Raw genomic sequence first — 22,853 nt, forward strand, 5'->3', positions numbered from 1 at the left:
CCCGCCGGCAGCCGCAGCACCTGGAGCGGCGCCTACCGGCCCTACCTGCGGCGGCTGGCGGCGGTGGCCTCGGCCTCCGGTGCCACGCCGGCGACCGTCGACGTGCCCCTGCTGGAGCGGGTGCTGGAGACCTACCCCCTGGCCAGCCGCAGCCGCCAGCAGTGCGGCCTCGCCCTGGGGGCCCTGGCCCGCCACCTCGAACTCCCCCTGCCGGCCGACTGGAGCGAGCGCAGCGGTGGTTACGGCCTGCATGTGGCCCGCTTCCGGGGCCTGCCCAGCGACGCCCGCATCCTGGAGCTGGTGGCGGCCATCCCCAACCCCCGCTGGCGCCTGGCCTACGGCCTGATGGCCACCTACGGCCTGCGCAACCACGAGGTGTTCTTCTGCGACCTCTCCGCCCTGGCGCCGGGGGGCGACCGGGTGCTGCGGGTGCTGCCCACCAGCAAGACCGGGGAGCACCAGGTGTGGCCGTTCCAGCCCGACTGGGTGGAGCACTTCGGCCTGGAGGGTCTGGGGGAGGGCGGCGCCGAGCTGCCCCGGGTGTGCACCGACCTGCGCCGCACCACCCTGCAGCAGGTGGGCCGGCGGGTGGCGGAGCAGTTCCGCCGCTACGGGCTGCCGATCACCCCCTACGACCTGCGCCACGCCTGGGCCGTGCGCACGATCCACATCGGCCTGCCGGACACGGTGGCGGCCCGGATGATGGGCCACTCGGTGGCGATCCACACCCGCACCTACCACCACTGGATCACCCGGCGGGACCAGCAGCAGGCGGTCGACACGGCCCTGGCACGGCTCCGCCAGAGTGCCGCAAACGGACACCGCTCCCCATGACGGCGAACGCCTCCTCGACCCCTGCCCCCGTGGCGGACGACACCCTGGCCCTGGATCGCCAGGCCGAGGAGCTGGGCCCGGGGGGCGACCTGGCCCCCGAGGTGGACCAGGAGGCCTACCGCCGCCGCATGCAGCGCCGCCGCGAGGTGCAGCAGCAGCGGGTGGGGGAGCGGAACCTGGAGAAGGGGCTGGTGCTCGTGTTCACCGGCGAGGGCAAGGGCAAGACCACGGCGGCCCTGGGCCTGGTGCTGCGCACCCTGGGCCACGGCGGCAAGGTGGCGGTGGTGCAGTTCATCAAGGGCGGCTGGCAGCCGGGGGAGGCCCGGGCCCTGGAGCGTTTCGGCGACGACCTCCACTGGCATGCCCTGGGTGAGGGCTTCACCTGGGAGACCCAGGACCGGGAGCGCGACCGCCAGCTGGTGCAGAGCGCCTGGGAGCGCTCCTGCGATTACCTCGCCGACGGCGAGCGCAAGCTGGTGGTGCTCGACGAGATCAACGTGGCCCTCAAGCTGGGCTATCTCGAGCCCGAGCGGGTGCTGGAGGGTCTGGCCCTGCGACCGCCCCTCACCCATGTGGCCCTCACCGGCCGCGGCGCCCCGCCGGCCCTGCTGGAGCGGGCCGATCTGGTCACGGAGATGAAGGTGGTGCGTCACCCCTTCCGGGAGCAGGGGGTCAAGGCCCAGGCGGGCATCGAGTACTGAGTCCCCCCGACCATCGCCGGGATCAGCCCAGGTCGTTCTGAAGCCGGGCCAGGCTGCAGACCAGCACCGACAGGCCGCTGACCAGCAGGGCTCGGTGCACCTCCGGCTCGCCCCAGAACCCCGGGCTGCCGCTGGCGCGGTCCAGGGCCGAGAGCGTCAGCCGGGCCATCACGTCGCTGCCGCGGGTGCCGCTGGGGCCACGGGGGACGGGACATCCGGGCGGGTCGAAGGCCATGGCGGTGCTCCTTTGGGGCAGTGAAGCGGGTGTCGCCGGCGCCGGCAACCTGGTGGCTTCGCGGGAGGGGTTGCTACTGTTCGGCCGATCGCACGAGTCGATGGCCTACAGGCGCGTTCTCCTCAAACTCAGCGGTGAAGCGCTGATGGGTGACCAGGGCTATGGGATCGATCCCGCCATCGTTCAATCGATCGCCAAGGATGTGGTCGAGGTGGTCTCCGGCGGCACCCAGCTGGCGATCGTCGTCGGCGGCGGCAACATCTTCCGGGGCCTGAAGGGCTCGGCGGCGGGCATGGACCGTGCCACCGCCGACTACGTCGGCATGCTGGCCACGGTGATGAATGCCATCACCCTGCAGGACGGCCTCGAGCGGGCCGGGGTGCCCACCCGCGTCCAGAGCGCCATCTCCATGCAGGAGGTGGCGGAGCCCTACATCCGCCGCCGGGCCATCCGCCACTTGGAAAAAGGCAGGGTGGTGATCTTCGGCGCCGGCTGCGGCAACCCCTTCTTCACCACCGACACCACGGCGGCCCTGCGGGCGGCGGAGATCAACGCCGACGTGATCTTCAAGGCCACCAAGGTGGACGGGGTCTACGACAAGGATCCCGCCAAGCACAGCGACGCGGTCCGCTACGAGACCCTCACCTTCCTCGACGTGCTGAGCGGCGAGCTGGAGGTGATGGACAGCACCGCCATCGCGCTGTGCAAGGACAATGCGATTCCGATCGTGGTCTTCGACCTGTTCGGCTCGGGCAACATCGGCCGGGCGGTTGCCGGTGAGTCCATCGGCACCAGCATCGTGCCGGCGCCCCGCCGCTGACGTTCCCTCCCCACCACCCTTCCCCTGCCATGGATCTCGAAGCCAGCATGCGCAAGTCGGTGGAAGCCACCCAGCGCACCTTCAACACCATCCGCACCGGTCGGGCCAACCCCTCCCTGCTCGACAAGCTGACCGTCGAGTACTACGGCTCTGACACGCCGCTCAAGTCGCTGGCGACGATCTCCACCCCTGACGCCCAGACGATCCAGATCCAGCCCTTCGACAAGGGCTCGATGGCGCTGATCGAGAAGGCGATCGCCATGAGTGATCTGGGCCTGACCCCCAACAACGACGGCCGGGTGATCCGCATCAACATCCCGCCCCTCACCGAGGACCGTCGCAAGGAGCTCTGCAAGCTCGCGGCCAGGTATGCCGAAGAGGGCAAGGTGGGTCTGCGCAATCTCCGCCGTGAGGGCGTCGACAGGATCAAGAAGCAGGAGAAGGACGGTGAGCTCTCCGAGGACCAGAGCCACGACGAGCAGGAGAAGGTCCAGAAGCTGACCGATCGCTACATCGCCGAGCTGGAGAAGCACCTGGCGGAGAAGGAAGCCGACATCCTCAAGGTGTGAGCAGCCCTGCCGATGCCGACGTGATCGTCGTCGGGGCCGGCCCCGCCGGCGGCGCGGCGGCGTTCCACCTGGCCAACCGGGGCCGGCGGGTGATCCTGCTGGAGGCCCAGGCTCCGGGACGGTCTAAGCCCTGCGGCGGCGGCATGGCCGCCTCGGTGCAGCGCTGGTTCCCCTTCGATCTGGCCCCCGCCGTCGACCAGGTGATCCGCCGGGTGCGGTTCACCTGGTGCCTGGAGGATCCGGTCACGGCCGAGCTGCCCGGGGAGGCTCCGTTCTGGATCGTGCGCCGCAGCGTCCTCGACGCCTTCCTGGCGGAGCAGGCCGTCCAGGCGGGCTGCGACCTGCGCCATGGCTGCCGGGCCGAGCGGATCGAGCGCCGTGACGATGGCCTCTGGGAGGTCGCCGGTCCGGGGGATCTGCGGCTGCGGGCCAGGGCCGTGGTGATCGCCGACGGCTCCGGCTCCCGCTTCGCGGCGCCCCTGGGCCTGGGGCCGTCCCGGCCCCGGTTCGCCGCCACCGTGTCGGTGGAGGTGGCGGCGGATCCCGATCCCGCCGACATGGCCCGCTTCGAGTTCGGCCTGGTGCACCACGGCTTCTGCTGGGTGTTTCCGCGCCGGGGCGGCTACAGCATCGGGGTGGGCACCTTCGTCGGCCAGCAGGAGGCCGACAGCGGGGCGGTGCTCTCCGCCCTGCTGCCCAGCCTGGGGCTGCCGGAATCGGCGGGGGAGCGCCGCCACGGCCAGCTGCGCCTCTGGAACGGCCACCACCCCCTCCATGGCCCCGGCCTGGTGGCGGTCGGTGACGCCGCCTCGCTCTGCGATCCCTTCCTGGCCGAGGGCCTGCGCCCGTCCCTGCTGAGCGGCTGCGAAGCGGCCGCGGCCCTCGACCGCTGGCTGGATGGCGACGCCCCTGCCCTGGAGCACTACAGCCTGCGGATGCGCGAGGCCTGGGGCGATTCGATGGCCTGGGGCAAACGGATCGCCCAGGTCTTCTACCGGGTGCCGCGGGTGGGCTACCAGCTCGGCATCAAGCGGCCCACCGCGCCCCAGCGCATCGCCCAGATCCTTTCCGGGGAGATGGGCTACGGCGAGATTGCCCAGCGGGTCATCCGCCGGCTGCTGTTCCAGCGGGGCTGAGCGCCCAGGGTCGGCGCCAGGGCCTCAACGGGCTCAGTTGCGGGTCACCCCCTTGAGGTCTCGCAGGCGCTGGTCGATGGAGCCCAGCAGCTCGATGGCGAACATGGGCGCCTCCTGGACGGCGAACAGGAACTTCTCGCGGTTCATCACCAGCAGCCGGCAGGGGGTGAGGGCCGTGGCATGGCCGTAGCGGCGGTGGTCCTGGGTGACCAGGGCCCCGGCCCCGAAGACGTCGCCGGCCTGGATGTCCTCGTGGCCGGCATCGGCATTCCAGCTCAGCCGCACCGTCCCCTCCAGCAGGCCGAACATGCAGTCGCCGGGCTCGCCGGCCCGGAAGATGACGGAACCGGCCTCCACGTCCCTCACCTCACCCTTGTCGGCGAGGGCGCGCATGGTGTCGAGGGCGTGGACGGTGTGGGCCATGCGTGAGCTGAACGGGGACCCATCCTTGCCCATCAAGGTGAACAACCGGTCAAGGAAAGGGCCGCTGCCGGGCGGCCCGGCCGTCAGCGGCTGATCGCCAGCGGAGCACCCAGGCCGCCGCGCACATCCTCGGGGGCGAGGCGGCCGTCGTTGTCGGTGTCGAGGGCATCGAAGACGGCATCGCTGCCGAGCCATTCCTCCCGGGTGATGCAGCCGTCCCCGTCGAGATCGTTGAGCAGGAAGATCTCGTGCACCGCATGGGTGAAGGCGGCCCCGCCCTCGATCACGGCCAGGCGATGGGCCAGCTGGCCTTCGAGGGTCTCGATGGCCTTGGAGAAGCCGCGGATGCCCTCATCGAGCTTCTCGCTGGCCATGGCATCGGCCGCCATCATTGTGCGGAAGGTGGCCTCATCGACGTGGATTCTGGCTTCGCTGGCGCCCGGATGGGCGGCATCGAGGCGGCGTTCCAGCGGGCCGTCGCTCTGGCGCAGCTGGTCCATCAGGGTCGGGGAGATGGTCAGCAGGTCGCAGCCCGCCAGTTCGACGATCTCGTCGATGTTGCGGAAGCTGGCCCCCATCACCTCGGTGCCGTAGCCGTAGGTCTTGAAGTAGTTGAAGATCCGCGTCACCGAGAGCACGCCGGGATCCTCCGCCCCGGGATAGCTGTCGCGACCGGTGGATTTCTTGTACCAGTCGAGGATGCGCCCCACGAACGGCGAGATCAGGGTGATGCCCGCCTCGGCGCAGGCCACGGCCTGGGCGAAGCCGAACAGCAGGGTGAGGTTGCAGTGGATCCCTTCGCGCTCAAGCACCTCCGCCGCCTTGATGCCCTCCCAGGTGGAGGCGATCTTGATCAGCACCCGGTCGGTGCCGATGCCCGCCTGGGCGTAGAGGCCGATCAGCTTGCGGGCCTTGGTGATGGTGGCCTCGGTGTCGTAGCTGAGGCGCGCATCCACTTCCGTGGAGACCCGCCCCGGGACGATCCTGAGGATCTCCTTGCCGAAGGTGACGCTGATCTCATCGATGGCCTCGCGCACCACGTCCTCGGCGGGGGCCTCGGCACCGATCACCTCCCGGGACTCGCGCAGGGAGCGGTCGATCAGGTCCTGGTAGGTGGGGATCTGGGCGGCGGCCAGGATCAGGGACGGGTTGGTGGTGGCATCCCGCGGCGTGAACTGACGGATCGCGTCGATGTCGCCGGTGTCGGCCACGACCACGGTCATGGCGGCCAGTTGTTCGAGAAGGTTGGCCATCGTGGAACGGTGTCGGGCGCGATGTCTGCTGGCTCCGACGCTAGCCATGGCCTCCTTCAGGGACGCAACGCGGTTGTGGGAATGAGGACAGGCTGGCTCAGGAGCGGCTGGCCTTGGCGGCGACCTTGGTGGGCTGGCTGGGGGGCACCTTCTCGATCACCAGCAGGGCCTCGGCGATCTGACGGGCCACCGGCAGGGCCACGGTGGAGCCGTAGGCATTGCCACCCTGGGGCTCGTCGACCACCACCAGCACCACATAGCTGGGATCATTGGCCGGCAGGATCGCCACGAAGCTGCAGATCCGGGCCCCGGGGATGTACACCCCGTTGCGGGCCTTCTGGGCCGTGCCCGTCTTGCCGGCGATCCGGTAGCCGGGGATCTTCATGCCCTTGCCGTTCTCCACCACCGATTCCATCCACTTGACGACGGTGCGGGTGACGGCCGGATCGAGCAGCTGGACGCCCGTGGGGGCGGTGGCGCTGGCCAGGGCATCGCCGGAGCGCAGACCGCGGGTGATGTGGGGGCTCACCAGCCGGCCGCCGTTGGCGAGCATCCCGTGCAGCTGCAGCAGCTTGAGGGGGGTCAGGGAGAAGCCCTGGCCGAAGGCGGCCACCGCCGGCTCGATCGGCGCCGAGGTGAACTCGCTGCGGCTCTTCAGCTGGCCGGCCACGGCCCCGGGCAGGTCGGTGTCCGGCATCTCGTCGATGCCGAAGGCCCGCAGCCAGTGCCAGAAGCGATCGCGCTTCACCTGGGCCATGGCCTTCACCATCGCCACGTTGCTGGACACCTGCAGCACCGTGGGGAAATCGATCACGCCGTTGGCGCGGCGGTCATGGTTGAAGATCGGCCAGCCACCGATCGTCAGCTGGCCCACGTCGTTCACCTTGTCGTCGGGGCGGATCGCCTTCTCCTGCAGGGCCAGGGCCAGGTTGATGGGCTTGAAGGTGGAGCCGGGTTCGTAGAGATCCTGCACCGACCACTCGCGGAACAGGGCGGGGCTGTAGCTCCAGAACCGGTTGGGGTCGTAGGTGGGGGTGGAGGCCAGGGCCAGGATTTCGCCGTTGCGGGCATTCATCACCAGGGCGGCGCCCTGCTTGGCGCGCCACTGCTTCACCTGCTTGGTGAGCGCCTGCTGGGCCACCTGCTGCAGACGGGCATCGAGGGTGAGCTGGAGCCGCAGGTCGTCGCCGTAGAGCGCCCCGGCCTGGAGGCCATCCGGGAGGGGGGTGCCGTCGGCGCCGCGGCGCATGCTCAGGGTCACCTCCTGGCGGCGCAGGTCCCGGTCCCGGCTCTGCTCCAGACCCGCCTGGGCGACCCTCTCCAGGTTGAGGAAACCCACCACGTTGGCGAACAGGGACCCCTGGGGGTAGACCCGCTGGGGGTAGGCCTCCAGATCGAGGCCGCTGATGCCGAGTTCCTTCACCCGGTTCGCCGTTTCCGGATCCAGGCCGGTGGCGAGCTTGACGCCGCTGCGGCGGCTGCCGATGGTCTGCAGCAGGGTGGAGGGCGGCTTGGCCAGCACCTTGGACAGCTCCCGGACCACATCGGCGGGGGGACGGATCTGCTGGGGCTCGTCGCCGGGAAGGTTGAAGTAGCGCGGGTGGGCCCAGAGGGTGTAGCGCTCCTCGTCGAGGGCCACCAGCCGCCCCATCCGGTCGACGATGGTGCGCCGTTTGCCGATGGGGGTGACCGCATGGGTCTGGATGGCCCGGGCCCGGGCCTGGAGCTCGGGGGCCTGGACCACCTGCAGCCAGGCCAGCCGTCCCGCCAGCCCGACCAGGGCCGCGCAGAGCAGGAGATAGACCGTGAGCATGCGGCCGGCGGGGATCGGCTGGATCTCCACCACCCGACGGGTTGCGCCCCCTCTGGGGCGGCGTCCGCCCCCGGAGGCGGTCGCCGGAGGGCGGCCCTCGCCAGGCCCGGAACGGGAGGAGGGGGGCATCAGTAGCCGGCCGGCATGGCCCGCAGCTGGAAGCCGGCCAGCAGCGGCAGGGGGGCGCGGGGGCGGCTGCTGCGGGGCTCAGGCAGATGGATGAGCTTGGCGCTGCTGGTGGGCTCCAGCAGGCCGGGGCGCCGCACCAGGCTGAGGTGATGCTGCTCGAGCAGGGCGGAGGACTCCTGCATGCGGTGCTCGAGGGTCTTGGAGGCTTCCAACTTGGCGAAGCTGTGGGCCCACTGGTTCTGCCAGTGCAGGGTCAGGGCGCTCAGGCCGAGCATCGAGAATCCCAGCCCCACCAGGGCTCCGCTGCTGATCCGATGCAGTCCGGCCAGCCAGGGGGCCTGGCGTTCAATCCTGCGCGCCGAGAGGGATCCCTCGATCAGTTGCAGGGGCCTCTGCAGGGGCCTCGGTTTCGGCAGCGGATTCTGGCTGCGTGGGGCGGGGGAGGCGGCCAAGGGACCTGTAAGGCACTGCGCAAGTGAACCACCCATCAGGGACCGCAGCAAGCGGTGTCAGTCGGCGAGAAAGAGGAGATTCATGAAGGTCATCCCGTTCCACAGGGCGTGCATCAGCACGGCGCTTCCCAGTCGGCCGCTGCGCCAGCGCAGCCAGCCGAGGCCCAGGCCGAGCACGAACAGCGGGGCCAGTTCCGACAGGCTCAGATGGGCGATCGCGAACACGGCCGCGCTCAGCACCACCGCGCCGGCTCCGCCGAGCCTCTGCCCCGCCACCGGCAGCAGCACACCGCGGAAGAGGACCTCCTCGAACAGGGGGGCCACCACCAGGGCGGTGAGGGCGAAACAGGCCAGCGCCAGGGGGTCGGCGCTGGTCAGGACGAGGTCGAGCAGGGGATTGCTGCCGCCCGGGTCAACCCAGATCCTGTCGATCGCCCAGCTGGAGGCGGTCACCACCGGCAGCACCATCAGCAGGCTGGCCAGCGCTGCGCCGAGGGCGGACCCGGCCGGCCGCCACCTCCACTGCAGCCAGCCCCCCGCCGGAGGAGTCCCCCGCCGCGGCAGCATCAGGGCCAGCAGCAGCAGCGGTGCGGCCATCAGGGCGGCGTAGAGCACCAGCACCTCGATGCCCTGGCTGAGGGCCCTCGGGGCGGCCAGGCGCTGCAGGGCGATCTGCAGTGGCGGCTGCACCACCATCGGCACGACGACTTCGCCGAGCACCACGAAACCGCCGGCGATCAGCAGGGTCACATCGACGGGGCTCAGGGGCGGGCCCACCAGCGGCGGCGCCGCCGGAAGTCGCTGCCGCCAGGCCAGCCAGCCCTGACGGAGCAGCAGGGCGGCCCCCACCAGCAGGAACAGGGCCGGCAGGGTGGTCACCGCCAGGAGCATCAGCAGCAGCCGCACGGACCGCTCCTCGGCCGGACAGGCGCCCGGGTCCCCCGGCAGCTGTTCACAGACCAGTTGCTGCACCATCAGGGGAGCCGCCCAGGGGGCGAGGAGCTGCTGCCGCTGCTCCGCCGCCACGGGCCGTCCGTCGAGCAGCGCCTGGATCAGGGGACGCCGCACGGCGTCCACCTGGGTCAGCAGCTGCCTCAGTTCGGTGTCGTCGTCCAGGGCTGCCGCGGTCCCGGCGTCGCGCTCCAGCAGGGCCCGTTCGAGGCGGCGCACCGCCAGCGGCGGCTCCTCGGCGGCCTCCATCTGGCGCCGGAGTTCATCGCCCAGCTCCCGGCGCGGGTCCTCGCCGCTGAGCAGCGGCCGCAGCCCCTCCGGAACCGCCTCGGCCGCCAGGGCCGTCAGCTCCAGCTGCCGCAGGCTGAGGGAATCGACCACCGACGGCCGCTCAAGGCTGTCGATCAGTCCGCCCACCCAGAGCAGGGCGCAGAGGGCCAGGCTGAGCAGGGCAAGAAGGCTCTTCCAGCCCGGGGGGGAGGCGGGCGGTCCGGATCGGGAAGGGGTTCCGTTCAACCGGACCACCTCGGCGGCGATGGGTGCTGATTCTCCCCTGCGCCCGGCCACGGCCCGTCCCATACGATGGCCTCGCCTGCGCCACAAGCACCTTGCCCCTTCGCATCGTGCTGGTCCGCCATGGGCTGAGCAGCTTCAACCTGGAGCACCGCATCCAGGGCCGTGACGACCTCTCCAACCTCACCGAGGAGGGGCAGCTCCAGGCCCGTCGCACTGGGGAGGCCCTGGCGGAGCTCGGCTTCACCGCCGTCTACAGCTCGCCGCTGCAGCGGGCCAGCGCCACCACGGCCGCCCTGCTGGCCAGCCACGGCTCGCCGCTGGCCCCCGTCTACGACGACGATCTGCTGGAGATCGATCTGGCGCCCTGGAGCGGACTCCTGCGCAGCGAGGTGCGGGCCGTGGATCCGGAGCAGGAGCGCCGCTGGCGCGAGGCCCCCGAGACCATGGAGCTGCAGCGCGCCGATGGCAGCCGCTTTCTGCCGGTGCCCGAGCTGCTGGAGCAGGCGGGCCGTTTCGCCGATCGGCTGCTGGCCCGCCACGGTGATGACGACACCGTGCTGGTGGTGGCCCACAACGCCATCCTGCGCTGCCTGGTGCTGCACCTGCTCGGCCTGCCGGCGAGTGGCTTCCTGCGTCTGAGGCTCGACAACGCCTCCATCTCGGTGCTCAACCTGGTCCGCGGCGAGGGCGGGCGGCCTTCGGTGCAGCTGGAATCCCTCAACGGCACCGCCCATCTGGGCACGGCCCTGCCGCCGGCCGGACCGGGGTGTCGGTTGCTGCTGGTGCGCCATGGCGAGACCGACTGGAACCGGGAGGGACGGTTCCAGGGCCAGATCGACATCCCCCTCAATGGCCACGGCCTGGCCCAGGCGGAGGCGGCGCGGGCCTTCCTGGCCCCGATCCCGCTGCAGCGTGCCTACAGCAGCGACATGGCCCGCCCCCTGCGCACCGCCGAGGTGATCCTGGGCTCCCATCCCGGCGTGCCGCTCACCACCACCCGGGGGCTGCGGGAGATCGGCCACGGCCTCTGGGAGGGCCGGCTGGAAAGCGAGATCGCCGCCGGCTGGCCCGACCTCCTCGCCGCCTGGAAGCGCACCCCCGAGACCGTGCAGATGCCCGAAGGGGAGACCATCGTTGAGGTCTGGGACCGGTCGCTGGCCGCCTGGAACCGGATCGTCGCCGGACTGGATCCCCAGGAAACGGCCCTGGTGGTCGCCCATGATGCGGTCAACAAGACCATCCTCTGCGCCCTGCTCGGCCTCTCCCCCGCCGACATCTGGGCCATCAAGCAGGGGAACGGTGGGGTGACCGTGATCGACTATCCCCGGGGGGCGACGGCGCCGCCGGTGGTCAGCGCCCTGAACCTCACCGCCCATCTGGGGGGCGTGATCGACCGCACGGCAGCCGGCGCCCTCTAGCCCGCCCACCCCTTCGAAGCCCCTGCCATGGTCCGTCAGCTGCTGATCCGCGGGGTGACTCTGCTGGAGGCCCCGGGGCGGCCGCCCCGGCAGGCCGACGTGCTCCTGGAGGACGGGGTGCTGCGGGCGATCGATCCGGAGCCGGACGTGGCTGGCGTCGCCACGTTCGACGCCGAGGGCTGCTGGCTGGCACCGGCGCTGGTGGATCCCCACAGCGTGCTGGAGGACCCCCTGCAGGGGCGGGCCGAAACCCTGGCCAGCCTCGGGGAGGCCGCCGCCGCGGGTGGCTACGGCACGGTGGCCCTGCTGCCCTGGGCCTCCAGCTGGCGCGACCGGCCGGAACGGCTGGGCTGGAGCTGGCCGGAGCCGATGCGGCTGCTCCGCTGGGGCAGCTTCAGCGTCGATGGCCTCGACCGGGACCTGGCTCCCCACGGCGACCAGCTGGCCGCCGGCGCCTGCGGCCTGGCGGCCGGGGCGACCCTGCCGCCGCTCGATCTGCTGGAGCGCGGCCTGCGGCTCGGGGAGATGGGGGACCGGCCGGTGCTGCTGCCGCCACGGGACGGGTCCCTGGCCCGGCGGGGGTTCGTGCGGGAGCGGGTGGAGGCCCTGCGGGCGGGCTGGCCCCTCGACCCCCCCGGCAGCGAAACCCTCCCCCTCGAGACCCTGCTCTCCCTGGCCGACGACCTGCCCGCCGCCGGCCTGCGGCTGATGAATGTCTCCACCGCCGAGGCGGTGGCCCGGCTGCGGCGCCATGGCCGCCCGCCGCTGGCCTCGGTGGGCTGGTGGCATCTGGTCGCCGACAGCGGCGGCCTCGATCCCGCCGACGAGGGGTGGCTGGTGGAGCCGTCCCTGGGGGGACCTGCCGACCGGCGCGCCCTGATCGATGGCCTGGCCGACGGGGTCATCAGCGCCGTCGCGGTGCACCACATCGCCCTGGATGCGGAGGAGGAGCTGCTGCCCCTTGACCAGCGCCGCCCCGGCGTGGCGGGTCACGGCCTGGTGCTGCCGCTGCTGTGGGAGGAACTGGTGGGACGCCGGGGCTGGCGGCCGGAGCAGCTCTGGCAGGCGCTCTGCTGGGGCCCCGCCCGCTTCCTGGGCCTGCCGGAGCCGGCCCTGGCCGCCGGCACGGCCCAGTGGCTGCTGTTCGATCCCCGCCGCTCCTGGCGCTGGGAGGACGCCACCGACGGTTCCCTGGCGGCCAACCGCCCCTGCCGGGGGCGGCCGTTGCAGGGACGGGTGCTGGCCTGCGGGCTCAGCGATCCTGGGCGTTGGGCTCTGGCAGCGGACCGGCCGAGCTGAACGGGAAGAAGCGCCAGAAGGCCCGGCCGATCAGTTCGCTTTCCGGCAGCAGCGGCCCGCCCGGCCAGAAGCGGGCATCCCAGCTGTTGGCCCGGTTGTCGCCCATCACCACGAGATGGCCGGGGGGCACCACCACGTCGATGGTGCGGCAGGGGCCGACCCCCTGGCGATCGACCGGGCAGTAGTTCCTGACGTAGGGCTCGTCGAGGGGACGGCCGTTGATGCTGACCCGGCCGCGGGGGTCGGCCACCACCCGCTCGCCGGGCAGGCCGATCACCCGCTTGATGTAGGCATCGCAGGCCGGCTGCTGGATCCCCGGCAGGGAACCGATCAGGGGAAGGTTGACCAGCAGGCAGCGCAGCGCCCCCGGCTTGGTCGGCCCGGTGAGGATCGGATCGAAGTGGTAGGGCGAACGGAACACCACCACCTCGCCGCGCCTCGGGGGGCGCTGGCGGAAGGACAGCTTCTCCACCAGCAGCCGGTCCTGGAGCTGCAGTCCCGGAAGCATGGAGCCGGAGGGGATGTAGCGGGCCTCCAGCAGGAACTGGCGGATGCCCAGGGCCACCGCCAGGGTGATCAGGACGCTGCGCCAGAAGGCCCAAGGGCTCTCCTCCCGCTCCTCCTGGCGACGCAGCGGCTCCGGGGGGGGCGTCGGCTCGTCGGGGGCGCCGTGGTCGGCCGGTGGATCCGAGGGGCTCAAGGGGTTCGTGCGGCAGGTTCCATGGTCGGGAGGCAGATTAGGCACGCACCCGCCCGCCGCGTCCCCGATGGCACGCCCACGCTGGCACCAGAGCCTGGCCGCGCCCTCGAGCCGGCTGGGCCGGCGCTGGGATCGCTTCGTGGCGCTCTGGGCCGCCCTGAACCTGCTCTGGGTGGCCTTCGACATCAGCTACATCCCCCTGCGCACCTTCTGGCTGCAGCGCAACCTCTACCCACTGCCGTCGGTGCCCCTGGCGGTGCCGCTCACCTTCATCCCCGACATCACCCCCTGGGTGGATCCGATCAAGGGGATCGAGCCGCACCGGGAGACCCAGGCCTACCTGCGCCAGTTCGACCGCATGGATGCGGCCCTGAGGCAGGGCCCCCCGGGGGCGACCACGCCGATCCAGCGCCAGCTGCTGGCGGAACAGGTGCGGCTCACCGTCGAGATGATCGATTCCAACCCGATGCTGGCCTCGGGCACCTCCGGCACCCTGGAGAAGATCAAGAACCGTCTGCGCCAGCGGGCCGACCGGGACTCGGCCAAGCAGGCGGCGGCGCTGCTGCTGAGCCCCGCCTGGATTGACGCCCATCCCTGGCCGCAGGAGCGGCTGTTCTGGCGCCAGCAGGTGCTGCCCCTGGTGGCCACCACCTACTGGCGTTCGATCGATGAGAACGGGCGCCCCACCGACCACTTCTGGCGCTACGACCTGATCCTGTTCCAGAGCGTCTTCGCCCTCGACATCCTGCTGCGGGCCTACCGCCTGCGCCGCCGCCTGCCGGGCCTGAGCTGGAACCGGGCCCTGCTGCGGCGCTGGATCGACCTGCCCCTGCTGCTGCCCTTCTGGCGCTGGCTGCGGGTGGTGCCGGTGCTGGAGCGGCTCCACACCAGCGGCCTGATCAGCATCGAACCGCTGCGGGCGGTGATCAGCCGGGCGGTGGTGGCCCTGCTGGCGGTGGAGCTGTTCGAGGTGCTGGCCCTGCAGCTGATCGACGGCCTTCAGCAGCTGATCCGCTCGCGCCGCTGGCCGATGCGGATCCGGGCCCTGCGCAGCCATCAGACGGTGGTCAGCAACGACGAGCGGGAGCTGGTGGAACTGGTGCGGATCTGGGGCCCCCTGCTGCTGGTGCGGGTGGCCCCGCGCCTGGCCCCCGAGCTCCAGGGGGTGCTCGGCCATGCCCTGCAGCAGAGCCTGCAGAACGCCATCGTGCCGCCGGGCCTGCGCCAGCTCCAGCCCCTGCTGCAGGTGGAGAAGGGCCTCAGCCGCCAGCTGGCCGGCGGGATGGTGGAGAGCCTGCTCGACCTCACCCGCACCACCGGCGAGCGGCTCAGCCGGCGCGACGACCAGCAGCTGGAGCTGCTGCAGCGCTTCATCGACCGCTTCTGGGAGGAACTGGCCGAGGCCCTGGAGAGCGGCCCCGCCCTGGAGCGCTCCCAGCAGTTGCTGTGCACCTTCCTCGAGGAGTTCAAGGGCAACTACCTGAGCCAGATCAGCCGGGCCGGGATCGAGGGGCTGATCGAAGAGCTCGATCAGCTGATGGTGAAGGGGTCCCAGGGGCCCCAGGAGCAGAACGACGCGACCTAGCCCACCAGCTCCTGCCATTCCTCGGGACGGAACCCGGTGAGGATGCGGCCGGAGGTGGTGACCAGGAAGGGACGCTTGATCAGGCGCCCGTCGGCCGCCAGGGCGGCCAGGGCCGTCTCCCGGTCCATCGCCTTGACGGTGGCGGCCCCCAGGGCCCGGTAGCTCTGGCCACTGGTGTTGAACAGCCGGCCGAAACCGCCGAGCTGCTCGTGGGCCGCGGCCAGCAGGTCCAGGGAGGGGGGGCTGGTGGTGATGTCGATGGCGTTGAAGGGAATCTGCCGTTCCCTCAGCCAGGCCAGGGCCTTGCGACAGGTGCCGCAGCCGGCGTACTGATAGAGGACGAGCCCGGCCTGGTCGTCGGCCATGGTGCCTACTTGCGGCCGACCAGCGCCTTGAGGGCCCCGACCAGGCTGTTGGAGCCCTTGCCCACCCCGGAGTCCGGCTTGGTGCGGATGGTCACGTCGCCGTTGACGGTGGTGCGGCAGCTGAGGCGGTAGCTCGCGGGCCGATCCGCCAGGTAGACCTCCTCCACGTCGCTGCGGGGGGAGAGGTTGCGGGCCCCCTCCACCACCTCGACGACGCAGGTGCCGCACTGGCCGAGGCCACCGCAGTTGTTGAGGTTGTTGAGGCCGGTGTAGGGATTCACGCCGGCATCAAGGGCCGCCTTGCGGAGATTGGCCCCTTCAATGCAACCAACCTGCTGGCCTTCCTTTTCGAAACGGATGGTGGGCACGGTCGATCGGGGGTGAGGGGCGCCGCCCAACTTAGGTCACACCGCGTCCGTTCGATCCCGGTTTCGTTGCCATGAGAAAGGATCGGGAGGGTCGGGAGGGGCTGCCTACGATGGCCGGGTTGCCAGCAGACCTTGCTCTCCTCCGACCCCTCCCCGGCCCGGCAAGGCACCTACGACCTGGTGGTGCAGCAGCTGATCCCCGGCTACGCCAGCCTCGCCCGCCTCTCGGTGGCCCTGCTCGCCTCTTCCCCCCTGGCCTCGCCCCAGGACGCCGCCGTGCTGGTGGCGGGATGCGGCACGGGGGCTGAGCTGCTGGAGGCCGACGCCCAGCGGCCGGACTGGCAGCTCACGGCCATCGATCCGTCGGCGGAGATGCTGGCGGTGGCCCGGCAGCGTCTGCAGAACCGGGGCCGGATCGAGTGGCATCACGCCACGGTGGAGCAGCTGGGGGCCGAGGCCCGCTTCGACGGCGCCCTGTCGGTGCTGGTGCTGCAGTCCCTGCCCGACGACGGCACCAAACTGGCCTTCCTCTCCGCCCTGGCCCGCAGCCTCCGGCCCCAGGGCCAGCTGGTGCTGGTCGACCTGATGCGCCCGGAGCGCTCCCCCCTCTCGGCCCAGGTGGCGGAGGCCTGGCGCTGCTTCCAGCGGGCCAGCGGGGTGGATGGCGAAGCCGTGGATCTCACCGCCCAGATCCAGGGGTTCCATCCCATCGGCATCGCCCGGCTCACGGCCCTGGCGGAGGCCGCCGGCCTCAGCGATCCGGCGCCGTTCTTCCAGGCCCTGGACTTCCAGGGCTTCCTGCTACAGCGACGGGCCTGAAGCCACGATCCCCGGTCTCCTGCTGGCCGGGGAGCAGCGGCCGGTCCATGACCACACCGGCCAGGGGCACCAGCAGGGTCAGCAGACCCAGCAGGATGCCGCCGAGGGCACCGAAGGGTTGATCGAAGAACAGGGCCGCCGCATCTTCAGGGCCGGACCCGGGGCTTCTGCCGCTGCGGGTGTGGCTTCCGGAAGCGGAGGAGCGGGGGAGGGGCGTTCGGGGCTCCGGACTGTCCGGGTCTCCGCTGGACTCAGCCTCACCGCCATCGAGGATGGGGCTGAGTCCGGCGGGGATGGCCCCTGGCGTGGCGAGGCCCGGGAGGCTGGCCGGGGAGGCGAGGGCGGCGCTGGTTCCGCGATGGGAACCGGAACGGGACGGGGAACGGTCGGGTCGGACGTGATCCATGCGTTCGTGCAGCGGCGTGGCCCGGTGCACTGGACGGAGAACAAAGGTGATTTGGAATGATTGTGCCACCGATCGGCACGATTGGCCCCCGGCGACGACAGAACGACAGGGTGACGTGACGCGGGGGCCTGGCCGCAGACGGCCAGCGCTCAGGCGGCCGGCCGGGACTGGGAGTGCCTGTGCAGGTGCAGGTCGGCCGGAGGGACCTCGGCCCCGTCCAGCCGGGCGCGGATCGCCCGCAGCTCCTCCAGGATCGACGCCAGCAGCTGCTGGGTGGCGGTGGAGGGCGAGTTGAGGACCTCGACCGTCACCTCCTTGATGCGCAGCACGTCCCGGGCGAAGCGGGCCACTTCGTGGGGGTGGAAGACCAGGGGCTCCTTCTGGTCGCTGCGGTATTCCGGATTGAGCTTGCGGGGATTGAAGGGGGGGTTGAGATTGCGGGGATCGGTGTTGGTGTAGCGGTACACCGAGGCGCGGGAGCGGTTCAGGGAGCGCTGAACCTCATCGATGCCGATGAGGGTTTCGGTCTCGGTGCGGGATTCACCCTGCAGGACCAGCGGCGCGGCCGGCGAAACGGTGGAACCGCCCGCTGGTGAGCCGACCTGTGCAGGGTGAGCAAGCATGAGACTGTCGTTGGACGCACTGGACTAACGGCCGACCTTAGCAGAGTTTTCCGTCGCGGGCCCGCCGCCGTCAGGGGCAGTGTCGTTGCGGCCACTTGCTCCCGGGGCCAGCCATCCGTTTGACCGGGCCGGCGGTGATAGCGTCCAGCGCCGAACCGGACTTTCTCCATGCGCGTCTCCCGCCTGATGCTGGTGACGCTTCGCGACGACCCGGCCGAAGCCGAGATCACCTCCCACAAGCTGCTGCTCCGCGCCGGCTACATGCGTCGCCTGGCGCCCGGGATCTTCGCCTACCTGCCCCTGCTCTGGCGGGTGCTCCAGAAGGTCTCCGCCATCGTCCGCGAGGAGATGGCCGCCGTGGACGCGCTCGAAACCCTGCTGCCCCAGCTGCAGCCCGCCGATCTCTGGCGCCGCAGTGGCCGCTGGGACGGCTACACCGCCGGGGAGGGGATCATGTTCCACCTGATCGATCGCCAGGAGCGGTCCCTGGGGCTCGGCCCCACCCATGAGGAGGTGGTCACCGAACTGGCGGCCGACCTGCTGCGCTCCTACCGCCAGCTGCCGGTCTGCCTGTACCAGATCCAGACCAAGTTCCGCGATGAGATCCGGCCCCGCTTCGGCCTGATGCGGGGGCGGGAATTCATCATGAAGGACGCCTATTCCTTCCATGCCGACGAGGCCTGCCTGCGGCGCACCTACGCCGCCATGGACGGGGCCTACCGGCGCATCTTCGAGCGCTGCGGCCTGCGGGCCGTGGCGGTCGAGGCCGACAGCGGCGCCATCGGCGGTTCCGCCAGCCAGGAGTTCATGGTCACCGCCGAAGCCGGCGAGGACCTGATCCTGGCCAGCCCCGACGGCCGCTACGCCGCCAACCAGGAGCGGGCGGTCTCCCTGCCGGCGCCCGCCGTTCCCCTGCCGGCCGGCCCCTGCCGGACCCTGGCCACCCCGGACCAGACGAGCATCGAGGACCTCTGCACGGCCCATGGCTTCGATCCCACCCAGACGGTGAAGGTGCTGCTGCTGCTGGCCCGCTTCGCCGCCGCGCCCGCCCGCGGGGTGCAGGTGTGCCTGCGGGGCGACCAGCTGCTCAACGAGGTCAAGCTGGCCAACGCGCTGACGGCCCGTTGCCCGGACGCCGGCGCCCTGCTGGAAATCGTGCCGCTGCTCGCCGATCACCTCGACGCGCCCGTGCCCTTCGGCTTCCTGGGCCCCCACCTGCCGGACCCCCTGCTGCGCCAGGCGGATCCCCGGGCGGCGGCCGCCCCCCTGCTGCGTCTTGTCGACCCCTCCGCCGCCGATCTGGAGGCGTTCGTCTGCGGCGCCAACCGCGTCGACGAGCACCTGGTGGGGGCCCGCTGGGGCGAGCTCTGCCCGCTCCCCGAGCTGGTGGACCTGCGCGCGGCCCAGCCGGGCGAGCGCTGCCTGCACGACCCCTCCCAGCGGCTGGAGGCGGCCCGGGGCATCGAGGTCGGCCACATCTTCCAGCTGGGGCGGAAGTACTCCGAAGCCCTGGAGGCCCGCTTCACCAATGAGGCCGGCGAGGACGAAGCCCTGTGGATGGGCTGCTACGGCATCGGCGTCTCGCGCCTGGCCCAGGCCGCCGTGGAGCAGAACCACGATGCCGACGGCATCCGCTGGCCCGTGGCGATCGCCCCCTACACGGTGATCATCGTCATCGCCAGCAGCCAGGATCCGGTCCAGGTGGCCCTGGCCGAGGAGCTCTACGGCCGCCTGCTCGGCGCCGGGATCGATGTCCTGCTGGACGATCGGCCCGAGCGGGCCGGGGTGAAGTTCAAGGACGCCGATCTGATCGGCATCCCCTGGCGGCTGGTGGTGGGCCGGGGCGCCGGGGAGCGGACGGTGGAACTGGTGGACCGCAGCGGCGGCACCGGCAAGCGGGACCTGACGGCGGACGCTGCCCTCCAAGAGCTCGTGGAGCGGGTCGGGCTGCAGGGTGCATCCCCGTAGGATTTCGCCAGACGCCGTTCCTCCCTTGGTCGCCTTCCTGCGCCGCAGCCTGCTCCGTCCCCTTCTGGCCCTCGGCCTGTGTCTCTGCCTCGGACTGAGCGGCTGCAGCCAGGCCCCCGGCGGTCTCAGCGGCAACTACGTCGATGACACCGTCAGCGTGGCCCAGACCCTGCTGACCACCATCGCCCTGCCCCAGGACGACCCCGCCCGCCAGGAGGCGGAGGTGCAGGCCCGCCAGCTGATCAACGGCTACACCGCCCTCTACCGGCCCCGCCAGGACATCCACGGCCTGGCCTCCTTCACCACCATGCAGACCGCCGTCAACGCGCTGGCGGCCCACTACGCCGGTTACGCCAACCGCCCCCTGCCCGATCCCCTGCGCAGCCGCCTGGAGAAGGAGCTCAAGAAAGCTGAAGCAACGGCGGTGCGCGGCGCCTGATTCTTTGACGTAGGGGGCCTCGATCTGAGAAGCTCTCCCCTTGTGCTTAGAAGCGGCTCCGGGCCGCTGTTTCCTTGGCCAATGTTGTCGTCATCGGTGCGCAATGGGGTGACGAAGGGAAAGGCAAGATCACCGATCTGCTGAGTCGCTCCGCCGATGTCGTGGTCCGCTATCAGGGCGGGGTCAACGCCGGGCACACCATCGTCGTCGAGGACCGGGTCCTCAAGCTGCACCTGATCCCGTCGGGGATCCTCTATCCGGACACCATCTGCCTGATCGGGTCGGGCACGGTGGTGGATCCCAAGGTCATGCTGGGCGAGATCGACACCCTGCTGGAGCTGGAGATCGATGTCTCCGGGCTGAAGCTGGCCTCCACGGCCCACGTGACGATGCCCTACCACCGCCTGCTCGACCTGGCGATGGAGCAGCGTCGCGGCGACCGCCGCATCGGCACCACCGGCCGCGGCATCGGGCCCACCTACGCCGACAAGTCCGAGCGCAACGGCATCCGGGTGATCGACCTGCTCGATGCCGACTGCCTCCGCGATCGCCTGCTGGGCCCCCTGGCCGAGAAGAACGACCTGCTCGAGAAGGTCTATGGGATCCCCGCCCTCGATCCGGAGGCGGTGATCGAGGAGTACGCCGCCTACGGCCGCCGGCTGGCCCCCCACGTGGTGGACTGCACCCGCACCATCCACGAGGCGGCCCGCGCCCGCAAGAACATCCTCTTCGAGGGCGCCCAGGGCACCCTGCTCGACCTCGACCACGGCACCTACCCCTACGTCACCTCCTCCAACCCGGTGTCGGGCGGTGCCTGCATCGGCGCCGGCGTCGGGCCCACCCTGATCGACCGGGTGATCGGCGTGGCCAAGGCCTACACCACCCGGGTGGGCGAAGGTCCGTTCCCCACCGAGCTGGAGGGCAGCCTCAACGACCACCTCTGCGACCGGGGCGGCGAGTTCGGCACCACCACCGGCCGGCGGCGCCGCTGCGGCTGGTTCGACGGGGTGATCGGCCGCTATGCGGTGCAGGTGAACGGCCTCGACTGCCTGGCGATCACCAAGCTCGATGTCCTCGATGAGCTGGACGAGATCCAGGTCTGCGTGGCCTACGAGCTCGACGGCCGCCGCATCGACTACTTCCCCAGCAGCTCCGACGAATTCGCCCGCTGCCGGCCCGTGTTCCGCAGCCTGCCCGGCTGGCAGTGCTCCACCGCCGACTGCCGCAGCCTGGAGGATCTGCCCCCCACGGCCATGGCCTACCTGCGCTTCCTGGCCGAGCTGATGGAGGTGCCGATCGCCATCGTCTCCCTCGGCGCCCAGCGCGACCAGACGATCGTCGTCGAGGATCCGATCCACGGCCCCAAGCGCGCCCTGCTCAGCGTCTGATCCGGCGACCCCCCGTCCGTCCCGCGCCTCAGTCCCTCGCCTCGCTTCCCCGGCTCTCCTCACCCCCCCTCCAGAATCCCCTTGACCAGCACCGCCAAGCGCTTCGACGTGGTCGGCATCGGCAATGCCATCGTCGACGTCCTCGTCCAGGCCGACGACGCCTTCCTCGAGGCCCACGGCCTCACCAAGGGCACCATGGCCCTGGTGGATGAGGCCCAGGCCGAACGGCTCTACGCCAGCGTCGGCGCCGGCCTGGAGACCTCCGGCGGCTCGGCCGCCAACACCCTGGCCGGCATCGCCCAGCTGGGCGGCCAGGCGGGCTTCATCGGCCGGGTCCGGGACGACCAGCTCGGGGCGATCTTCGCCCACGACATCCGCGCCGTCGGGGCCAGCTTCGAGACCCCTCCGGCCGCCAGTGGTCCCTCCACCGCCCGCTGCCTGATCCTGGTCACCCCTGATGCCCAGCGCACCATGTGCACCTACCTGGGGGCGTCGGTGGGGCTGGATCCCGCCGACCTCGACCTGGAGATGGTGCGCCAGGCGAAGGTGCTGTATCTGGAGGGCTACCTCTGGGACAGCGAGGAGGCGAAGCGCGCCTTCATCGCCGCCGCCGAGGTGATGCGCGCCAGCGGCGGCGAGGTGGCCCTCTCCCTCTCGGATGCCTTCTGCGTCGAGCGCCACCGGGAGAGTTTCCTGGAGCTGGTCGACGGCCATGTCGACGTGCTGTTTGCCAACGAGATGGAGATCACCGCCCTCTACGGCGCCGACAGCTTCGAGGCGGCGGCCGACCAGGTCCGCGGCCGCTGCAGGGTGGCGGCCCTCACCCGCAGTGAGCAGGGCTCGGTGCTGCTCAGCGGCGAGACGACCCTGGCGATCGAGCCCTTCCACCTCGGCCCCCTGGTGGACACCACCGGCGCCGGCGACCTCTACGCCGCCGGCTTCCTCTACGGCCACACCCGCGGCGAGAGCCTGGAGGGCTGCGGACGGCTCGGTTCGCTCTGTGCCGGCCAGGTGGTCACCCAGCTGGGTCCCCGTCCCCAGGCCTCCCTGCCGGAGCTGGTGGCCCGCCACCTGGGCTGAGCGGCAGCTGCTCCAGCAACCAGCGGCCGTAGGGACCGTCGCTGGCGGCCGTCCAGTGGATCCATTCGGGGGTGTCGTAGCTGTGCAGCTCCCCCAGGGCGCGGCGCAGCGCCTCCAGCTGAGCGGGGGTCGTCTTGAGCAGCAGCTGCACCTCCGCGCTCCGTTCCAGTCGGCCCTGCCAGCGGTAGAGCGACACCACCGGGTGCAGGCTGGCGCAGGCCACCAGGCCCCGCTCCAGCAGCTCCCGGGCCAGGGCCTCGGCCCGCTCCCGGTCGGCTTCGGTGGTGAGCACCAGGCTGAGGGGTGTGGGCATGGAGGTGGGTGGGGTCAGGCGTCAGCCCCCAGTTCCACTTTCGCCCAGCCGCTGCAGCAGCTCCTCCAGGGGCAGGGCCTCCACCCGGGCGGGCTCCCCGGGCCGCTCCAGGAGCAGCAGGCGCAGACCCAGGGCGGCGCAGGTCCGGTGCCAGCGCTCTTCGTTGGCCCCCCCGGAGCGGCGGCAGAGCACGGTGTCGATCTGCCAGTGGCGGCAGAGGGCGCGCTCGATGCGGCCGTCGCCGCCGGGC

At 71.4% G+C, this 22,853-nt stretch carries 25 protein-coding genes; 13 read left to right on the forward strand and 12 right to left on the reverse strand.

The annotated features are described in order from the left end of the window. Together CJZ86_RS15785 and cobO are read left to right on the forward strand one after the other, a co-directional pair. Positions 1–834: site-specific integrase (locus tag CJZ86_RS15785; protein WP_094587375.1), on the forward strand; the 834-nt coding region annotated here is incomplete at its 5' end. Further along, positions 831–1,535 (forward strand): cob(I)yrinic acid a,c-diamide adenosyltransferase, encoded by a 705-nt coding sequence (cobO, locus tag CJZ86_RS15790; protein ID WP_094587376.1) that lies wholly within the window; start codon positions 831–833, stop codon positions 1,533–1,535. The genes CJZ86_RS15785 and cobO, both read left to right, overlap by 4 nt. Positions 1,536–1,557: 22 nt before the next feature. Here cobO and CJZ86_RS15795 read toward each other — a convergent pair whose 3' ends face one another. Beyond that, complete coding sequence (locus CJZ86_RS15795; protein ID WP_094587377.1) at positions 1,558–1,770, reverse strand: hypothetical protein; 213 nt, start codon at positions 1,768–1,770, stop codon at positions 1,558–1,560. Positions 1,771–1,870: 100 nt separating this feature from the next. Here CJZ86_RS15795 and pyrH point away from each other — a divergent pair, with 100 nt between their 5' ends. From pyrH to CJZ86_RS15810, 3 genes are read left to right on the forward strand one after another with little or no spacing between them, the layout of a single operon-like run. Next, entirely contained in the window at positions 1,871–2,590 is a 720-nt protein-coding gene (pyrH, locus tag CJZ86_RS15800) for a UMP kinase (RefSeq protein WP_094587397.1), read from the forward strand. 29 nt (positions 2,591–2,619) lie between these two features. Next, entirely contained in the window at positions 2,620–3,159 is a 540-nt protein-coding gene (frr, locus tag CJZ86_RS15805) for a ribosome recycling factor (RefSeq protein ID WP_094587378.1), read from the forward strand. Further along, positions 3,156–4,295 (forward strand): NAD(P)/FAD-dependent oxidoreductase, encoded by a 1,140-nt coding sequence (locus tag CJZ86_RS15810; RefSeq protein ID WP_094587379.1) that lies wholly within the window; start codon positions 3,156–3,158, stop codon positions 4,293–4,295. The genes frr and CJZ86_RS15810 overlap by 4 nt, the downstream gene beginning before the upstream one ends. 33 nt (positions 4,296–4,328) lie before the next feature. Here the strand turns inward: CJZ86_RS15810 and CJZ86_RS15815 are convergent, their stop codons facing one another. The 5 genes from CJZ86_RS15815 to CJZ86_RS15835 form a co-directional block, all read right to left on the reverse strand. Continuing rightward, entirely contained in the window at positions 4,329–4,718 is a 390-nt protein-coding gene (locus CJZ86_RS15815; protein ID WP_094587380.1) for a Crp/Fnr family transcriptional regulator, read from the reverse strand. 83 nt (positions 4,719–4,801) lie between these two features. Beyond that, positions 4,802–5,971: a transaldolase gene (locus CJZ86_RS15820; RefSeq protein ID WP_094587381.1), complete on the reverse strand. Its 1,170-nt coding sequence runs from the start codon at positions 5,969–5,971 to the stop codon at positions 4,802–4,804. Between the two features lie 97 nt (positions 5,972–6,068). Continuing rightward, positions 6,069–7,913, reverse strand: a complete 1,845-nt coding sequence (locus CJZ86_RS15825; protein ID WP_094587382.1) for a peptidoglycan D,D-transpeptidase FtsI family protein — start codon at positions 7,911–7,913, stop codon at positions 6,069–6,071. After that, complete coding sequence (locus tag CJZ86_RS15830) at positions 7,913–8,365, reverse strand: hypothetical protein (protein WP_094587383.1); 453 nt, start codon at positions 8,363–8,365, stop codon at positions 7,913–7,915. The genes CJZ86_RS15825 and CJZ86_RS15830 overlap by 1 nt, the downstream gene beginning before the upstream one ends. A 57-nt stretch (positions 8,366–8,422) precedes the next feature. Then, the gene (locus CJZ86_RS15835) at positions 8,423–9,841 is read right to left on the reverse strand and encodes a CPBP family intramembrane glutamic endopeptidase (protein ID WP_286145745.1); all 1,419 of its coding nucleotides are present in this window, start codon (positions 9,839–9,841) and stop codon (positions 8,423–8,425) included. 83 nt (positions 9,842–9,924) lie between these two features. On the opposite strand from CJZ86_RS15835, the gene CJZ86_RS15840 reads away from it, so the two are divergent. Both CJZ86_RS15840 and CJZ86_RS15845 read left to right on the forward strand, forming a co-directional pair. Then, a complete protein-coding gene (locus CJZ86_RS15840) occupies positions 9,925–11,250 on the forward strand; it encodes a histidine phosphatase family protein (RefSeq protein ID WP_094587385.1) in 1,326 nt (441 codons plus the stop codon). A 27-nt stretch (positions 11,251–11,277) separates the two neighbouring features. After that, on the forward strand, positions 11,278–12,549 hold the full coding sequence (locus CJZ86_RS15845; RefSeq protein WP_094587386.1) for an amidohydrolase family protein: 1,272 nt from the start codon (positions 11,278–11,280) through the stop codon (positions 12,547–12,549). Here the strand turns inward: CJZ86_RS15845 and lepB are convergent. Then, a complete protein-coding gene (gene lepB, locus CJZ86_RS15850; protein ID WP_094587387.1) occupies positions 12,503–13,249 on the reverse strand; it encodes a signal peptidase I in 747 nt (248 codons plus the stop codon). The genes CJZ86_RS15845 and lepB overlap by 47 nt on opposite strands. 67 nt (positions 13,250–13,316) lie before the next feature. Here lepB and CJZ86_RS15855 point away from each other — a divergent pair, with 67 nt between their 5' ends. Beyond that, positions 13,317–14,834 (forward strand): hypothetical protein, encoded by a 1,518-nt coding sequence (locus CJZ86_RS15855; protein ID WP_094587388.1) that lies wholly within the window; start codon positions 13,317–13,319, stop codon positions 14,832–14,834. On the opposite strand, the gene CJZ86_RS15860 is transcribed toward CJZ86_RS15855, so the two are convergent. Together CJZ86_RS15860 and CJZ86_RS15865 are read right to left on the reverse strand one after the other, a co-directional pair. Next, positions 14,831–15,199 (reverse strand): Spx/MgsR family RNA polymerase-binding regulatory protein, encoded by a 369-nt coding sequence (locus CJZ86_RS15860; RefSeq protein ID WP_094587389.1) that lies wholly within the window; start codon positions 15,197–15,199, stop codon positions 14,831–14,833. The two genes, CJZ86_RS15855 and CJZ86_RS15860, sit on opposite strands and share 4 nt — an antisense overlap. A gap of 5 nt (positions 15,200–15,204) precedes the next feature. Further along, entirely contained in the window at positions 15,205–15,567 is a 363-nt protein-coding gene (locus tag CJZ86_RS15865) for a 2Fe-2S iron-sulfur cluster-binding protein (protein WP_094587390.1), read from the reverse strand. A gap of 132 nt (positions 15,568–15,699) precedes the next feature. Between CJZ86_RS15865 and CJZ86_RS15870 the strand changes: the two genes are divergently transcribed. Further along, positions 15,700–16,386, forward strand: coding sequence for a class I SAM-dependent methyltransferase (locus CJZ86_RS15870; protein WP_094587391.1), 687 nt, complete (start codon positions 15,700–15,702; stop codon positions 16,384–16,386). A gap of 555 nt (positions 16,387–16,941) precedes the next feature. Here CJZ86_RS15870 and CJZ86_RS15875 read toward each other — a convergent pair. Further along, positions 16,942–17,415 carry a DUF8631 domain-containing protein gene (locus CJZ86_RS15875; RefSeq protein ID WP_233134056.1) on the reverse strand — a complete coding sequence of 158 codons (474 nt, stop codon included), beginning with the start codon at positions 17,413–17,415 and terminating at the stop codon, positions 16,942–16,944. Positions 17,416–17,583: 168 nt separating this feature from the next. On the opposite strand from CJZ86_RS15875, the gene CJZ86_RS15880 reads away from it, so the two are divergent. The 4 genes from CJZ86_RS15880 (at position 17,584) to CJZ86_RS15895 (ending at position 22,290) form a co-directional block, all read left to right on the forward strand. Then, positions 17,584–19,383 carry a proline--tRNA ligase gene (locus CJZ86_RS15880; protein ID WP_094587392.1) on the forward strand — a complete coding sequence of 600 codons (1,800 nt, stop codon included), beginning with the start codon at positions 17,584–17,586 and terminating at the stop codon, positions 19,381–19,383. Positions 19,384–19,408: 25 nt separating this feature from the next. Further along, positions 19,409–19,822, forward strand: coding sequence for a photosystem II protein Psb27 (gene psb27, locus CJZ86_RS15885; RefSeq protein WP_094587393.1), 414 nt, complete (start codon positions 19,409–19,411; stop codon positions 19,820–19,822). Positions 19,823–19,896: 74 nt separating this feature from the next. Then, positions 19,897–21,210: an adenylosuccinate synthase gene (locus CJZ86_RS15890; RefSeq protein WP_094587394.1), complete on the forward strand. Its 1,314-nt coding sequence runs from the start codon at positions 19,897–19,899 to the stop codon at positions 21,208–21,210. An 81-nt stretch (positions 21,211–21,291) separates the two neighbouring features. After that, the gene (locus tag CJZ86_RS15895) at positions 21,292–22,290 is read left to right on the forward strand and encodes an adenosine kinase (RefSeq protein ID WP_094587395.1); all 999 of its coding nucleotides are present in this window, start codon (positions 21,292–21,294) and stop codon (positions 22,288–22,290) included. Here CJZ86_RS15895 and cutA read toward each other — a convergent pair. Both cutA and CJZ86_RS15905 read right to left on the reverse strand, forming a co-directional pair. After that, positions 22,226–22,603 (reverse strand): divalent-cation tolerance protein CutA, encoded by a 378-nt coding sequence (gene cutA / locus CJZ86_RS15900; RefSeq protein WP_094587396.1) that lies wholly within the window; start codon positions 22,601–22,603, stop codon positions 22,226–22,228. The genes CJZ86_RS15895 and cutA overlap by 65 nt on opposite strands. Positions 22,604–22,624: 21 nt before the next feature. After that, a partial coding sequence (locus CJZ86_RS15905; protein ID WP_143594185.1) for a precorrin-6A/cobalt-precorrin-6A reductase occupies positions 22,625–22,853 on the reverse strand: 229 nt, incomplete at its 5' end.

The sequence above is a fragment of the Synechococcus sp. BO 8801 genome (genome assembly GCF_002252675.1).
Classification (GTDB): domain Bacteria; phylum Cyanobacteriota; class Cyanobacteriia; order PCC-6307; family Cyanobiaceae; genus Cyanobium.